14 protein-coding genes are annotated in these 14,719 nt (G+C 64.4%); 9 read left to right on the top strand and 5 right to left on the bottom strand.

The features are described 5' to 3' along the window. The first annotated feature begins 559 nt into the window (after positions 1-559). Positions 560-3,487 carry an Rne/Rng family ribonuclease gene (locus RFM52_RS23980; protein ID WP_320298014.1) on the top strand — a complete coding sequence of 976 codons (2,928 nt, stop codon included), beginning with the start codon at positions 560-562 and terminating at the stop codon, positions 3,485-3,487. 68 nt (positions 3,488-3,555) lie between these two features. On the opposite strand, the gene RFM52_RS23975 is transcribed toward RFM52_RS23980, so the two are convergent. Together RFM52_RS23975 and RFM52_RS23970 are read right to left on the bottom strand one after the other, a co-directional pair. Continuing rightward, a complete protein-coding gene (locus RFM52_RS23975) occupies positions 3,556-4,485 on the bottom strand; it encodes a glutaminase (RefSeq protein WP_320298015.1) in 930 nt (309 codons plus the stop codon). 5 nt (positions 4,486-4,490) lie between these two features. Then, positions 4,491-5,639, bottom strand: coding sequence for a pyridoxal phosphate-dependent aminotransferase (locus tag RFM52_RS23970; RefSeq protein ID WP_320298016.1), 1,149 nt, complete (start codon positions 5,637-5,639; stop codon positions 4,491-4,493). 183 nt (positions 5,640-5,822) lie between these two features. Between RFM52_RS23970 and RFM52_RS23965 the strand changes: the two genes are divergently transcribed. From RFM52_RS23965 to aat, 6 genes are all read left to right on the top strand, one after another. Next, the gene (locus RFM52_RS23965; protein ID WP_320298017.1) at positions 5,823-7,235 is read left to right on the top strand and encodes a M48 family metalloprotease; all 1,413 of its coding nucleotides are present in this window, start codon (positions 5,823-5,825) and stop codon (positions 7,233-7,235) included. 58 nt (positions 7,236-7,293) lie between these two features. Then, positions 7,294-8,121, top strand: coding sequence for a DsbA family protein (locus RFM52_RS23960; protein ID WP_320298018.1), 828 nt, complete (start codon positions 7,294-7,296; stop codon positions 8,119-8,121). Between the two features lie 132 nt (positions 8,122-8,253). Then, positions 8,254-8,688 carry a type II 3-dehydroquinate dehydratase gene (aroQ, locus tag RFM52_RS23955; RefSeq protein ID WP_320298019.1) on the top strand — a complete coding sequence of 145 codons (435 nt, stop codon included), beginning with the start codon at positions 8,254-8,256 and terminating at the stop codon, positions 8,686-8,688. A gap of 26 nt (positions 8,689-8,714) precedes the next feature. Continuing rightward, on the top strand, positions 8,715-9,176 hold the full coding sequence (gene accB, locus RFM52_RS23950; RefSeq protein ID WP_320298020.1) for an acetyl-CoA carboxylase biotin carboxyl carrier protein: 462 nt from the start codon (positions 8,715-8,717) through the stop codon (positions 9,174-9,176). Between the two features lie 16 nt (positions 9,177-9,192). After that, complete coding sequence (gene accC / locus RFM52_RS23945) at positions 9,193-10,536, top strand: acetyl-CoA carboxylase biotin carboxylase subunit (protein WP_320298021.1); 1,344 nt, start codon at positions 9,193-9,195, stop codon at positions 10,534-10,536. Between the two features lie 12 nt (positions 10,537-10,548). After that, a complete protein-coding gene (aat, locus tag RFM52_RS23940) occupies positions 10,549-11,166 on the top strand; it encodes a leucyl/phenylalanyl-tRNA--protein transferase (RefSeq protein WP_140829649.1) in 618 nt (205 codons plus the stop codon). Here aat and RFM52_RS23935 read toward each other — a convergent pair. The 3 genes from RFM52_RS23935 to RFM52_RS23925 all read right to left on the bottom strand — a co-directional run bounded on the left by RFM52_RS23935 (position 11,157) and on the right by RFM52_RS23925 (position 12,683). Next, complete coding sequence (locus tag RFM52_RS23935; protein WP_320298022.1) at positions 11,157-11,546, bottom strand: hypothetical protein; 390 nt, start codon at positions 11,544-11,546, stop codon at positions 11,157-11,159. The two genes, aat and RFM52_RS23935, sit on opposite strands and share 10 nt — an antisense overlap. Before the next feature lie 60 nt (positions 11,547-11,606). Beyond that, positions 11,607-12,158 (bottom strand): DUF2155 domain-containing protein, encoded by a 552-nt coding sequence (locus tag RFM52_RS23930; protein ID WP_320298023.1) that lies wholly within the window; start codon positions 12,156-12,158, stop codon positions 11,607-11,609. Between the two features lie 126 nt (positions 12,159-12,284). Then, the gene (locus RFM52_RS23925) at positions 12,285-12,683 is read right to left on the bottom strand and encodes an NADH:ubiquinone oxidoreductase subunit NDUFA12 (protein ID WP_320298024.1); all 399 of its coding nucleotides are present in this window, start codon (positions 12,681-12,683) and stop codon (positions 12,285-12,287) included. Positions 12,684-13,004: 321 nt separating this feature from the next. Between RFM52_RS23925 and panB the strand changes: the two genes are divergently transcribed. After that, positions 13,005-13,844: a 3-methyl-2-oxobutanoate hydroxymethyltransferase gene (gene panB, locus RFM52_RS23920; RefSeq protein WP_320298025.1), complete on the top strand. Its 840-nt coding sequence runs from the start codon at positions 13,005-13,007 to the stop codon at positions 13,842-13,844. Next, entirely contained in the window at positions 13,841-14,692 is an 852-nt protein-coding gene (panC, locus tag RFM52_RS23915; RefSeq protein WP_320298026.1) for a pantoate--beta-alanine ligase, read from the top strand. Before panB ends, panC begins: the two co-directional genes overlap by 4 nt. Positions 14,693-14,719: the final 27 nt, after the last annotated feature.

The raw sequence follows: 14,719 nt of genomic DNA, 5'->3' as shown, positions 1-14,719 counted from the left end.
TTCAGAGAAGGTTAACCAAGCCTTTCAGAGAGCGCGACGAAAGACACCTTCCCCTGCGGAAGCGCTTTTTGCCGGCATCCGAAATCGGGGTTGCCTTCCATCCCGCCAAATCATAAAAGCGACGTTGGATCACTGCAATCCTGGAACCGCTCGCCTCAGCAGTTTCCTGCCACAGGTCGGATGCAAAGGCGGCTCCGTTACCCTTCCAGGCTCAGGTGGTCGCGACGAATTTCGCAAGCGTGCCCTCGTGGCGGGGGAATCGCTTGCGTGAGGAAAACGGCCGGGTTGCCCCCGCGCCGGCTCTTCGTGAGCAAACAAGCTGGTCCGGCTCAACCCGGGCTTTGGTTCAAAAGGTTCTGCTGGGTGCCGATGGCTTCAAGCGCAATCATGGAAAGGTCCGCATCAAACCGCGCCACAATGGCTGCGGGCGGCACCGCCATTGCGCTCAAGCGGCGGCCGGCGGACGTTCAATTATCCGGCATGCACACAGATACAGGCGCACAGCGGCGGGCATTGCCACGCCAGCTGCGGCCGTCGGCTGCCGGCAGGAAACAAAATAATGCCCAACAAGATGCTGATAGACGCCTCCCACCCGGAGGAAACACGCGTTGTTGTCGTTCGCGGTAACCGCATCGAAGAATTCGACTTTGAATCCCAGGACAAGAAGCAGCTCAAAGGAAACATCTACCTCGCCCGCGTAACGCGCGTCGAACCTTCCCTCCAGGCAGCCTTTGTCGAGTATGGCGGCAACCGTCACGGTTTTCTCGCCTTCAGCGAAATTCATCCCGATTATTACCAGATCCCGGTCGCCGACCGTCAGGCCCTGCTGCGCGCCGAGGCGCAGGAAGCCGAAGACGAAGACGACGAGGAGGCCGAGAACGGCGAAGAGCAGCAGGCGCGCGATCGCGGTGGCCGACGCAGCCGGCGGCGCGGCGGCAAGAACCGCGACCGCGGTGAGCACAAGCACGATGCCGAAGTCGCTGCTTCCCCCGAAAGCGGGGAAAGCCCGGCAGAGGCCATAGCGACCGAGGAAACCGCTGCCGAGGCTGTCGGAAGCGAGGATGCCGGCGGCGAGACCGCCGATGTCCAAGCGGAAAACGCGGAAACGACCTCCGAGGCCGTCGGCGCCGCACTGGAAACGGCTGAAGAATCAGCCGACGACGATGATGGGAAGCCATCGGAAGGCGGCCCCACCTCGATCGCGGCGAACGTCGAAGCCGACGTGATTTCCGAAGCGGTCCCGCAGACGGACCAGCCCGAGCAGAGCGGCGAGGCCGCCGCCAGCGACAATGATCGCGGCATGCTGGAGGAGGTCTCGTCCTCGCATTCGGACGAGCACGAGGTCGAATCGGTCGGCGCCGAAGATGCGCTCGAGGAAATCCGCAACCGCCGCAAGCCGGTGCGACGCCAGTACAAGATCCAGGAAGTCATCAAGCGCCGCCAGATCCTTTTGGTGCAGGTGGTCAAGGAAGAGCGCGGCAACAAGGGCGCGGCGCTCACCACGTACCTCTCGCTTGCCGGCCGCTATTCGGTGCTGATGCCGAACACGGCGCGCGGCGGCGGCATATCGCGCAAGATCACCAACGCACAGGACCGCAAGCGCCTGAAGGAGGTCGTGGCCGATCTTGAAGTGCCGCAGGGCATGGGCGTCATCCTGCGCACCGCCGGCGAAAGCCGCACCAAGGCCGAAATCAAGCGCGACTACGAATACCTGATGCGGCTTTGGGAAAACGTCCGCAACCTGACGCTGCAGTCCTCGGCCCCTGCCCTGGTCTACGAGGAAGGCAGCCTGATCAAGCGCTCGGTGCGCGACCTCTACAACAAGGACATCGACGAAATCCTGGTTTCCGGCGAAGACGGCTACCGCGAGGCCAAGGACTTCATGCGCATGCTGATGCCGAGCCACGCCAAGGTGGTTCAGCCGTTCCGCGACACCACGCCGATCTTCGTGCGCAACGGCATCGAGGCGCAGCTCGACCGCATGCTGCAGCCGCAGGTGACGCTGAAGAGCGGCGGCTACATCATCATCAACCAGACAGAGGCGCTGGTTTCGATCGACGTCAACTCCGGCCGCTCCACCAAGGAGCATTCGATCGAGGAGACCGCGCTCCACACCAATCTGGAAGCGGCCGAGGAAGTCGCGCGGCAACTGAGGCTGCGCGACCTTGCCGGCCTCATCGTCATCGACTTCATCGACATGGAGGAGAACCGCAACAACCGCTCCGTCGAGAAGCGGCTGAAGGATCACCTCAAGAACGACCGCGCCCGTATCCAGGTCGGCCGCATCTCGCATTTCGGCCTGATGGAGATGTCGCGCCAGCGCATCCGCGCCAGCGTGCTGGAATCGACCATGAAGCCCTGCCCGCATTGCGGCGGCACCGGCCATGTGCGCTCCGACTCCTCCGTGGCGCTGATGGTGGTGCGGGCGATCGAGGAATTCCTGCTCAAGGATTCGCGCAGCCACATCATCGTGCGCACGCCCGCCGTGACCGCGCTTTATGTGCTCAACCACAAGCGCGCCAATCTGGTGGAGCTCGAAGCCCGCTTCGGCCTGACGATCACGATCGAGGCCGACGAGACACTCGGCACCCAGCACTACGCGATCTTCCGCGGCGCCGTTGCCGAAAAGCCGGAAGGCTTTGTCGAGGTGCGCAGCCTGCCGGCCTATGTCGAGCCGGAAGAGCCCGAGGACGAGATCGTCATCGAGGAAGAGGAAGAAGAGGTTTCGGTGCAGGCCGAACAGCCGCGCCAGCCGCAGCAGCAGGGTCAGCACCAGCAGCGGTCCGAGGACGGCGATGGTCGCAGGCGCCGCAAGCGCCGTCGGCGGCGTGGCGGCAGGGATCGCGACCGTGAGCTGACCGGCGACGCCGTGGCACCGGCGGAAGCGGGCGAAGCAACCGACGATGCCACGGATGCGATCGAAGAAGCGGCTCAGGACGTGACCGCCGGCGATGAAGCCGCGGCGGCAACCGAGGACGGTTCGGCCAAGAAGCGGCGGCGCGGCAAGCGCGGCGGCAAGCGCAGCCGCCGCGAGGACGAGGCTTCGGAGGCGGTTGCCGGCGAGACTGTCGGCGACACCGAGGACGAAGCAGCGGAAAGCGAGGATGCCGCCGGCGAGCCGGTCGTGGCAGCCGCGCCCGAACAGCCTGCCGCTCCAGCGGCCGCCAATGACGACGCCGAGGTGGCCGAGAAGCCGAAGAAGCCCCGCCGTTCGCGAGCAAAGAAGGTGGCCGAGGAAACCGTGGCCGAGACGGTGTCGGAGCCTGTTGCCGAGGCCCAGGTCGCGCCCGTGGCCGCCCCGCCCGAGCCGGCGCCCGCCGCTCCAGCGGAGGCCGAGCCTGCCGCCAGTGCGCATCCGACCCGCCGCAAGCCGCAGTCGGTCGACGCGCCGGTTGTTCCCGTCGTCTCCTCTAACGTGTCCGGCGAGGCCAAGGCCGAAGACAAACCGAAGCGCGCCGGCTGGTGGCAGCGCAAGGGTTTTTTCTAAACCTTTCAGGCTGTTAAGTTGATCTTTTAAAAGAATCCCGCGCCACTCTCGGCGCGGGATTTTTCATTTTACGGCGCGAAGATCGACCAGTTCATCATCCGGGCAAGCTTCTCCAGCGCGATGGAGCCGAGCTTGGAGTTGCCGTTCTCGTTGAGGCCGGGCGACCAGACCGCCAGCGAAGCTACCCCAGGCACGATGCCGAGAATGCCACCGCCGACACCGCTTTTGCCCGGTATGCCTACGCGGAAGGCGAAATCGCCGGAACCGTCATAGTGGCCGCAGGTCAGCATCAGGGCGCCGATGCGGCGCGCCCGCTCAGTCGACACGACCGAATGTCCGGTCGCCGGGTTCCGGCCGCCATTGGCGAGGAACCGGCCGGCCATGGCGAGCTGGCGGCAGCTCATGGCGATCGCGCAATGGTGGAAATAGACCCCCAGCGCCAGCTCCGGTTCGTGATGGAGATTGCCGAAGGATTTCATGTAGTTGGCCAGGGCGAAGTTGCGGTAGCCGGTGGCCCGCTCGGATGCCGCGACCTCACGATCGATGATGATCGTCTCGTCATCGGCAAGGAACTGGATGAAACGCAGGATTTCGCCGATCGCCTCGCGCGGCTGGTGGCCCGCGAGCAGGACGTCGGAGACGACGATGGCCCCGGCATTGATAAACGGATTGCGCGGGATACCGTTCTCATGCTCGAGCTGGACGATGGAGTTGAACGGGTTGCCGGACGGCTCGCGGCCGACGCGATGCCATAGCGCATCGCCGACCTTGCCCAGCGCCAACGTGAGCGTGAAGACTTTCGACACGCTCTGGATCGAAAAGGGCTGATCGGCTTCGCCGGCAAGGATGACGCGGCCGTCATTGGTCACGGCGGCGATGCCGAATTTCTTCGGATCGACCTTGCCGAGCTGCGGGATGTAGGTCGCCACCTCGCCGCGATCGGTGCGCTCAGCCATCTCGGCGGCCACTTCGGCCAGTGCTTGCTCGAGTTCCGGCATGGCTTCTATTTCAACCAGCGTTCAATGCGCCCCAGCGCCTCGACCATGTCGTCATGGCTGCCGGCATAGGAAAAGCGCATGGTGCGATGGCCCTGCAGCGGGTCGAAATCACGGCCGGGCGTCGCCGCGACATGCGCCTCGGCCAGCATTTTGCGCGCGAAAGCCATGCTGTCATTGGTGTGGCGGGTGACATCGCAGAAGGCATAGAAGGCGCCATCCATCGGCGCGGCGAGCGCGAAGCCGAGTTCCGGCAGGCGCTTCATCAGGAGGTCACGGTTCCAGGCATAGCGCGCCTTCACCTTTTCCAGCTCCGGCGTCGCCTTGAACGCCTCGATCGCCGCGATCTGCGACAGTTCCGGAGGCGAGATATAGAGGCTCTGGGCGACACGTTCTATCGGCCGCACCAGCTCTTCCGGCAGCACCATCCAGCCGATGCGCCAGCCGGTCATGCAATAGTATTTCGAGAAGGAATTGATCACGGTCACGCCGGCGCCATGCGCCAGCGCGGTGACATCGGGCGCAGCGTAGGCCAGCCGGTGATAGATTTCGTCGGAGATCACGGCGATGCCAAGTTCCTCGGCCGCCTCCACCAGCGTCGCGAGTTCCTCAGCCGGGATCACCGCGCCGGTCGGATTGGCGGGGCTGGCAAACAGCACGCCCTTCAGCGGCTTCTCGCGATGCGCGGCCTTGAGATGCTCGGCATGCAGATAGGCATCCGCGCCGAGCTCGATCTCGACGATCTCGATGCCGAGCGCGGCCATGATGTTGCGGTAGGCCGGATAGCCGGGTGCGGCGATGGCGACACGGTCGCCCGGGTCGAACATGGCCAGGAAAGCGAGGTTGAAGGCGGCCGATGAGCCGGTCGTGACGGCAATGCGCGACGGCGCGACGTCGATCCCGTAATGCTCGCCATAATGCGCCGCGATCGCCTTGCGCAGATCGGCGAGACCCAAGGCGTCGGTGTAGCCGATGCGGCCATGCCTGAGCGCCGCGGCCGCCGCCTCGCGGACGCCGACCGGCGCGGGATCCGACGGCTGGCCGACGGCCATCGACACCACAGGCACGCCGGTGGCCTTCAGCCGGTTGGCTTCGGCCAGGATGTCCATGGCGTGGAACGGCTCGACTTCCCCTCGGCGCGAAAGCGAAACGACCATTTGACCTCTTCCAACTGCCCTGCGACGAAATCCGAGCGGAAACCGTCGCGGATTTGCCCGTGAACCGCCCCGGTTCGAGGACGGCGCCGCACAAATGCCCGATTGATGTGGGGATCACAAGCGCGCAGGAAGTTACCGGCGCCGACTTTTCATCTTTCGCCCGCTCGTCTACCAGTGGACCTTATGTTGAGCCGACCCCGACCATCGATTGGCGAATCGACCTCCCTCAGCCGAACCGCGCGCGGCTTCGCGACCCTTATGCTGGCCGCCGCGGTTGCGGTCTCGAGCTCGGTCAGCGCCTTCGCGCAAGGCGTGCCGGTGGTGCGCGATGCCGAGATCGAGGCGCTGGTGCGCGACTATGCCCGGCCGATCTTCAAGGCCGCGGGGCTCGCCAATGACGGCATCGACATCGTTCTGGTCAACGACCAGAGTTTCAACGCCTTCGTCACCGGGCGGCGACTGTTCATCAACACCGGCGCGCTGGTGACTGCCGAAACGCCGAACGAGATCATCGGCGTCATCGCGCACGAGGCCGGCCATATTGCCGGCGGCCACCAGCAGAAATTGCGCGACCAGCTCGACCGCGCCAAGACCATGGCCATCATCGCCACCCTGCTTGGCGCCGGCGCCATGGTTGCCGGCGCCACCACCAACAGCCGTGGCCTTGCCGGCGCCGGCATGGGCGTCGCCGCGGGCGGCGGCGAGATGGCGCAGCGCTCGATCCTTGCCTATCAGCGCACCGAAGAGATCACCGCCGACCGTTCGGCGATCACCTATCTCAACGCCACCGGCCAGTCCGGCATGGGCATGCTGAAGACCTTCGGCCGCTTCCAGAGCGCGCTCTCGCTCGCCGGCACCCAGGTCGACCCCTACCGGATCAGCCATCCGATGCCGCAGGAGCGCATCGCCAACCTGGAAGTGCTCGTCAAGCAGAGCCCGTTCGTCAACGTTGTCGACCCGCCTGCCTTGCAGCAGCGGCACGACATGATGCGCATCAAGATCGCCGCCTATATGCAAGGCCAGGCGGCCGTCGCGCGGCTGATGCGCAAGAACCCGGCCAGCCTCGCCTCGCGCTATGGCGATGCGCAGCAGACCTATCTCTTCGGCAATCCCGGCGCGGCGCTCACCAAGACGGCGGCGCTGATCAAGGAACAACCGAAGAACCCCTATTTCCAGGAATTGCGCGGCGATATCCTGATGAAGGCCAACAAACCGAAGGACGCGGCGGACGCCTATGCCAAGGCGGTCAGCCTCGATCCGGCGCGCTCCGGATTGCTATTGGTCTCGCTCGGCCAGGCGCTAATGGCGGTGGGAACGCCCGATTCGATCCAGAAGGCGGTGACCCAGCTCAACAATGGGGTCGCGCGGGAAAGGGAGAATGCCGACGCTTACCGCTTTCTGGCGCAGGCTTATGGCGAACTCGGCGACATTCCGGCCGCCGATCTTGCCACCGCCGAGGGCCACTATTATGCGGGCGACTACAAAAACGCTAAGATCTTCGCCATGCGCGCTCAACAGAAATTGAAGCGCGGCGAACCCCGCTGGGTCCGCGCGCAGGATATTGTAAACTACACGCCATCGAACAAACTCAAATGAACCTCCCGGGCGTTGGCGGCGACCAAGGCGGACCGGAATGGGCAAAAGGAACGACGATATGAACAAGGCAATCCTGCTTGGCAGTGCTGGCGGTCTGGCGGTGGCGCTCGGCATGCTGGCCTTCGGCTTCGTGGCGGGAAACCCGCAAGCCGCGAGGGCCGACACCGTGCAAGTCGCCCAGGTTACGTCCTCCACCGACACCAAGGCCGCTGCCGACACCAAGATCGATCGCAAGGAGGTCGAAGGCATCATCCGCGATTATCTCTTGAAGAACCCGGAAGTTCTGCTCGAGGTGCAGGACGCGCTCGAGGCCAAGCAGAAGGAAGAGCAGCGGCTCGCGGCGCTCGGCGTGATCAAGAACTCCAAGGACGAGATCTTCAACTCCACCTTCGACGGCGTCGTCGGCAACCCGAAGGGCAAGGTCACGATCGTCGAGTTCTACGATTACAATTGCGGCTTCTGCAAACGCGCCATCGAGGACATGAAGGCATTGACCAAGTCCGACTCGGACCTGCGCTTCGTGCTCAAGGAGTTCCCGATCCTCAGCCCGGATTCGCAGAAGGCCAGCGTCGTCTCCATGGCGTTCCACCTGATGCATCCGGAGAAATACGGCGAGTTCCACACCGCGCTGCTCGGCGGCCAGGGCCGCGCCACCGAAGCGACCGCCATCAAGGTGGCGCTTTCGCTCGGCGCCGACGAGGCGACGCTGCGCGAGAAGATGAAGGACCCGCGCATCGCCGAAACGCTTTCGCGCACCTATGACCTTGCGACGAAACTGTCGATCACCGGCACGCCGTCCTATGTGGTTGGTAACGAGGTGATCTTCGGAGCGCTCGGCCAGCAGGTTCTGGCGGAAAAGATCGAAGAGGCCAAGAGCGCGCTGTAAGCGCGTGCGCGTGCAGAAGCCGGCCGTTGTGGACAGCGAAAGAACGCACTTGCGCTCTTTTCGCGGGCGGTTATGCCCATTATAGAGACCCAGTGCGCCGGCTTGGGGTCGGCGCAGAACAAGGTCGGCATATTGAAAACGATTTTCGTCCTCAACGGTCCCAACCTCAATGCGCTCGGCAAGCGCGAGCCGGGGATTTATGGCGGCAAGACACTTGCGGCCATCGCAGAGGACTGCAAGGCGGCCGGCGCCGCGCTCGGGCTCGAGATCGATTTTCGCCAATCCAATCATGAGGGCGACCTGGTCGACTGGATCCAGGAAGCCGGCGAGAAGGCGGCAGGCATCGTCATCAATCCGGGCGCCTACAGCCACACGTCGATCGCCATTCACGACGCCATCCGCGCCGTAGCACCGCTGCCGGTCGCGGAAGTCCATCTTTCCAACATCCACGCGCGGGAGCCCTTCCGCCACGTCTCCATGGTCGCGCCGGTCGCTGTCGGCATGATCTGCGGGTTCGGGCCCCTCGGCTACACGCTCGCGCTGCAGGCACTGGCTGCTCGCCTGTGACCGGCCCCCAAACAGAAGGCTCGAAAATGTCGATAAAAAAGACCGGTGTTGACCAGCAGCTGATCCGCGATCTGGCGGGCATTCTGAACGACACCAACTTGACCGAGATCGAGGTCGAACTCGGCGACCTCAAGGTGCGCGTCTCGCGCCAGGCGCAGGCCGTGCATGCCGTCGCCGCGCCGCATAGCGCGGTTGCTCCTGTTGCCGCGGTGGCGGCTCAGCCCGCAACTGCAGCCGTTGCCGCCGACGTGTCCAAGAACGCGGTGCCCTCGCCGATGGTCGGCACCGCCTATCTGGCGCCCTCGCCCGACGCCAAGGCGTTCATCGAAGTCGGCCAGAAGGTCAAGGAAGGCCAGACGCTGCTCATCATCGAAGCGATGAAGACGATGAACCAGATACCCTCGCCGCGCGCCGGCACGGTGACGGCGATTCTCATCGAGGATGCCCAGCCGGTCGAATACGGCATGCCGCTGGTGGTTCTTGAGTAGGGCCGGGAACAGCCAGATGTTCCAGAAGATCCTCATCGCCAATCGCGGCGAAATCGCTCTGAGGGTGCTGCGCGCCTGCAAGGAGCTCGGCATCCAGACGGTGGTGGTCCACTCGACCGCGGATTCCGACGCCATGCATGTCCGGCTTGCCGACGAGAGCGTCTGCATCGGCCCGCCGCCCTCGCGCGAAAGCTATCTCAACATCCACCAGATCGTCGCCGCCTGCGAGATCACCGGCGCCGACGCCGTGCATCCTGGCTACGGCTTCCTGTCGGAGAATGCCAAGTTCGCCGACATTCTGGCCGCCCACAACATCACCTTCATCGGCCCCTCGGGTGACCATATCCGCATCATGGGCGACAAGATCGAGGCCAAGCGCACGGCAAAGCGGCTCGGCATTCCGGTCGTGCCGGGATCCGACGGCGCGATCAGCGACGACAAGGAAGCCAGGCGCGTCGCCGCCGAGATCGGCTATCCGGTGATCATTAAGGCTTCCGCCGGCGGCGGCGGCCGCGGCATGAAGGTGGCGCATACCGAAGCGGACCTCGAAGTCGCCCTGCAGACGGCCAAGTCGGAAGCGGGCGCGGCGTTCGGCGATGACGCCGTCTATATCGAGAAATATCTGGAGAAGCCGCGCCATATCGAGGTGCAGGTGTTCGGCGACGGCGCCGGCCGCGGCGTGCATTTCGGCGAGCGCGACTGCTCGCTGCAGCGGCGGCACCAGAAGGTCTGGGAGGAAGCCAATTCCCCCGCGCTCAATGCCGAGGAGCGTTCGCGCATCGGCGGCATCTGCGCCAAGGCCATCGCCGATCTCGGCTATTCGGGCGCCGGCACGATCGAGTTCCTCTACGAGAATGGCGAGTTCTATTTCATCGAGATGAACACGCGTCTTCAGGTCGAGCATCCGGTGACTGAAGCGATCACCGGCATCGACCTCGTGCACGAACAGATCCGCGTCGCCTCGGGCGGCGGACTGTCGGTCAGGCAAGAGGACATCAAGTTCAACGGCCATGCCATCGAGTGCCGCATCAACGCCGAAGATCCGCGTACCTTCACGCCCTCGCCCGGCACGATCACGCATTTCCACACGCCCGGCGGCCTCGGCATCCGTGTCGATTCCGGCGTCTATTCCGGCTACAAGATCCCGCCCTATTACGACAGCCTGATCGGCAAGCTGATCGTGCACGGCCGCAACCGCGTCGAATGCATGATGCGGCTGCGCCGCGCGCTCGACGAATTCGTCGTCGACGGCATCAAGACGACGCTGCCGCTGTTTCGCGACCTGGTCGGCAATCCCGACATCGCCAATGGCGACTACGACATCCACTGGCTGGAAAAATACCTGGCCAAGGGTGAATAGCACGGGGATGCGATGACTCGCCCCTACGCGCCAGGCTATCGCATTCCGACCGACCTGCTGCTCAGGGCCTACGCCTCTGGCGTGTTCCCAATGGCCGAGAGCGCCAACGACCCGGAAGTGTTCTGGGTGCGGCCGGAAACGCGCGGCATCATTCCACTGGACGGGTTCCACACACCGCGCAGCCTGAAGAAGACGATCCGCAAGCATCCGTTCGAGATACGCTACGACTTCGATTTCGAGGCGACGATCGACGGCTGCGCCGAAAAGCGCGAGGAGCGCCGCTCGACCTGGATCAACGCGCCGATCCGCGAAGCCTATGTCGACCTCTATCGCCTTGGCCACTGCCATTCGGTCGAGGCGTGGCGCGAGGAACGGCTGGTCGGTGGCCTCTACGGCGTCTCGCTCGGACGTGTGTTCTTCGGCGAAAGCATGTTCGCCAGGGAGACCGACGCGTCGAAGACTTGTCTCTACCATCTCGTCGAGCGGCTGAAGGCGCGCGGCTTCGCGCTGCTCGACACGCAATTCACCACCGAGCATTTGAAGCGCTTCGGCGCCGTCGACGTGCCGCGCGGCCAGTATGAGAAGCTGCTCGCCGAAGCGCTGAAGGGCGAGGCCGTCTTTTATCCTTGAGCTTGCTCTGCCGCCTCGATCGGCGTTTGCGAATGGAACATCATCTTCCATCCGTCGGCGCGATGGACATAACCGGTGCTGACGAGCGCCGCATAGGGCTCGCCGTTTTCCCGTGTCGCGTGCGCTTCGTAAGTGAGCATGACGATATCGCTGCCCGGCTCGACCATGCCCTTCAGCTTGATGTCGAGGTCGCGCCATTTGTTGGGCTTGGCGGCGGTCTTTGCCAGATCGGCGTTGGTCATCGCCTGCGCCATCCGCGGGAACGCCACCAGGCACTCCACGTCGGCGTTGGCTTCATAATAGGCGGAATCGCCTGACCAAAAGCCCTTCTCGATATCGAGAAGCTCCTGCTTGTTGGCCGTAATCGGTTTGGCGGTCATCGCGGAATCCTCCTTGCCTTCGCCGATTTGGAACGGCTCAAGGGCGGGCAGGTTCCGATATCAGTTGGTGGTGGAGGGCTCTTCGTCAGCCGGCTCGGGCGCGGCGTCGGCCGGCTGCGCCGCAGCCTTAGGCTTGGCGGCCTGGTCCTTCGGCTTGGCCGTGTCGGCCTTGGCCGCAGTCGGCGGCGGCACGTCCGACTTCTGCTTGCAACCCTTGAGCCACACGTCATACACGGCGTGCTCAACGGCGTTGAGGCCGGGGCTTTCGGCAAACATCCAGCCGGTGAAGATGCGGCGGATCTTGCGGTCAAGCGTGATCTCGTCGACCTCGACGAAGGAATCGGTCTTCGGCTGCTCCGTATCCGGCCGCGAATAACAGACGCGAGGCGTCACCTGCAAAGCGCCGAACTGCACGGTTTCGTCGATATAGACGTCGAAGGTGATGATGCGACCGGTGATCTTGTCAATGCCGGCGAACTCGGCCACCGCATTGGTGACGCGGTCAGAGGCCGCGGGCGCCGCGGCCGGCGCCGCGGCGAAGACCGTTGTCGCGGTAACCAGAATGGACGTCGCCGCGATCAGCGCCTTTGATATGTGGCCGAAAGAGCTCATGCAAAATACCGGTGGTTGTGCCCGGGTGATTCTTCAATGCCCAAGGCTAATCGACGCTGCGCTATCAGCAAGCAGCTAAACGCCAATTGTGGCGACAAAGGACCGAAGCGGCGTCGTGGACGCGGATTACGATCCGGGCGTCCAGGCGTCGTAGTCGCCGGTCACCTGCGGGCGATGCTGGTTGGTCAGGATGGAACCCTGCGGACGATAGGCGCCGGGCGTTCCGGTCAGGTTCGGCCGATGCTGCTTCTGCCACTCGCGAGCCTTGTAGCTCTCGCTCGAAGGCGCGGTGTCGACGCGATGGTGGATCCAGCCATGCCAGCCCGGCGGGATCTTCGAGGCTTCCGAATAGTCGCGATAGATGACCCAACGGCGGGTGCGGCCTTCCGAATCGACGCCGCCCTCATAGTAGACGTTGCCGGCTTCGTCCTCGCCGACCTTTTTGCCGAAGCGCCAAGTGTGGAAGCGGGTGCCGAGCGTCTGGCTGTTCCACCAGGTGAAAAACTGCAGCAGGAAAGTTTTCATCCAGATCCTCGCGGCGGCAGCGGCTGCGCCTTTTCCCCCTGCTTATGGCGTCACGCCACCGCGAAGGCAAGGGTTTTGCCATGCCCCGAACGTAAATGCTTCGTGCGTTATCTTGATGCATGTCGTCGCCCCAGAATCGCTCCACACTTCTGGGCGACATGCATTAAATCGATGCAGTTGCGTCGCCGGCGGCAACGTGGCTTGCCAAGCGTAACCTGTCTTTCTAAAGCTCGGCCCGCCCGTTTCGGGCGCGCCCCAGAGCATGGTGTCGTCCGAAAGCCGCTACACACTTTTCGGCATCATGCTCTAGGGAGGTGACGATTGACCCGGGATCCGTCGGCCGATAGCCGGATCAGCGCCGAAGACATTCGCCGCCGCAAGGGCGGCGTGCCGATCGTCTGCCTTACCGCCTATACCTATCCCGTCGCCTGCTTGCTCGATCCACATGTCGATCTGCTGCTGGTCGGCGACAGCGTCGCCATGGTCCTGCATGGCCACGCCACGACGCTCGGCGCCTCGCTGGAGATGATGATCGCGCACGGCCAGGCCGTGATGCGCGGCTCGGCCAAAGCCTGCGTCGTCGTCGACATGCCGGCGGGCAGCTATGAGGCCTCGCCGGAGCTAGCCGTGGCGTCGGCAAGGCGGATCGTGAAGGAAACAGGCTGCCAGGCCGTGAAGCTCGAAGGCGGCGTCGACATGGCCTCCCGGATCGCCGCGATCGTCGCAGAGGGAATACCGGTCATGGGCCATATCGGCCTGCAACCGCAGTCGGTGGAGAAGGACGGTGGTTACAAGATCAAGGGCCGGACGCAGGATAATATCGCCGCGCTGCTCAGCGATGCCAAAGCGGTGGAAGAAGCAGGCGCCTTCTCGGTCGTCATCGAGGGCACGATGGAGACCGTGGCCGCGAAGCTCACCCGTCATATTTCCATACCGACCATCGGCATCGGCGCCAGTGCCGACTGCGACGGCCAGATCCTGGTGATCGACGACATGGTCGGCATGACCGTCGACCGCGTGCCGAAATTCGTCAAGGAATACGCCAACTTGCGCAGCGCGATAGCGGATGCGGCGGCGCGCTACGCAGCCGAGGTGCGCAGCCGCGCCTTCCCTGGCCCCGACCACGTCTTCAAGACGGTCTCCGGCAAGGACAAGACATGAACGCGCCAATCGTCGTCGACAGCGTCACCGCCCTTCGGGCGCAGGTCCGGGACTGGCGGCGGGCAGGCCTCAAGGTGGCCATGGTGCCGACCATGGGCGCGCTGCATGACGGCCATATCTCGCTGGTCCGGATCGCGCTCGAACGGGCCGAACGCTGCGTCGTCTCGATCTTCGTCAATCCAACGCAGTTCGCGCCGACGGAAGATCTCGACAAATATCCGCGCCAGCTGGCGCGCGATCTTGACCGGTTGCGGGACGCTGGCGCGCATCTCGCCTTCACACCAGGCGTGAGCGAAATGTACCCCTCCGGTTTCGCCACGAAAATCTCTGTCGGCGGCCCCTCCCGCGGCCTGGAGACCGACTTCAGGCCGAATTTCTTCGACGGCGTCGCGACCGTGGTGGCCAAGCTCTTCCTGCAGGCGGCGCCCGATTGCGCCGTGTTCGGCGAGAAGGATTACCAGCAGCTTTGCGTCGTCAGGCAGCTCTGCCGCGATCTCGACCTGCCCGTCGAGATCGTCGGCGCGCCGACGGTGCGCGACGCCCACGGCCTCGCCATGTCGTCACGCAACGCCTATCTGGGCGAGGCCGAGCTCGACATCGCGCGCAAGCTCAACGTGATCCTGCGCCGTACGGCGGCGGCGCTTTCGACCGGCACGGATGAAGCCGACGCCACCACCGCCGCCGCGAAGGCCCTGGTCTCCGCCGGCTTCCAAAAGGTCGACTACGTCGCCGCCCGCGCGAGCGTCACGCTCGAACCCTGGCGGCGAGGCCATGACGGCCGCATGCTCGCGGCAGCCTGGCTCGGCACGACGCGACTGATCGACAATGTGGAGATCGCTTCCGCCTGATCGGCCAAGTTCGTTTGATCGAGCCGC

The organism is Mesorhizobium humile (assembly GCF_033977215.1).
In the GTDB taxonomy this organism is placed as follows: Bacteria; Pseudomonadota; Alphaproteobacteria; order Rhizobiales; family Rhizobiaceae; genus Mesorhizobium; species Mesorhizobium humile.
The sequence above is the reverse complement of the archived record's forward strand: the minus strand, read 5'-3'. Positions and strand labels throughout refer to the sequence as shown.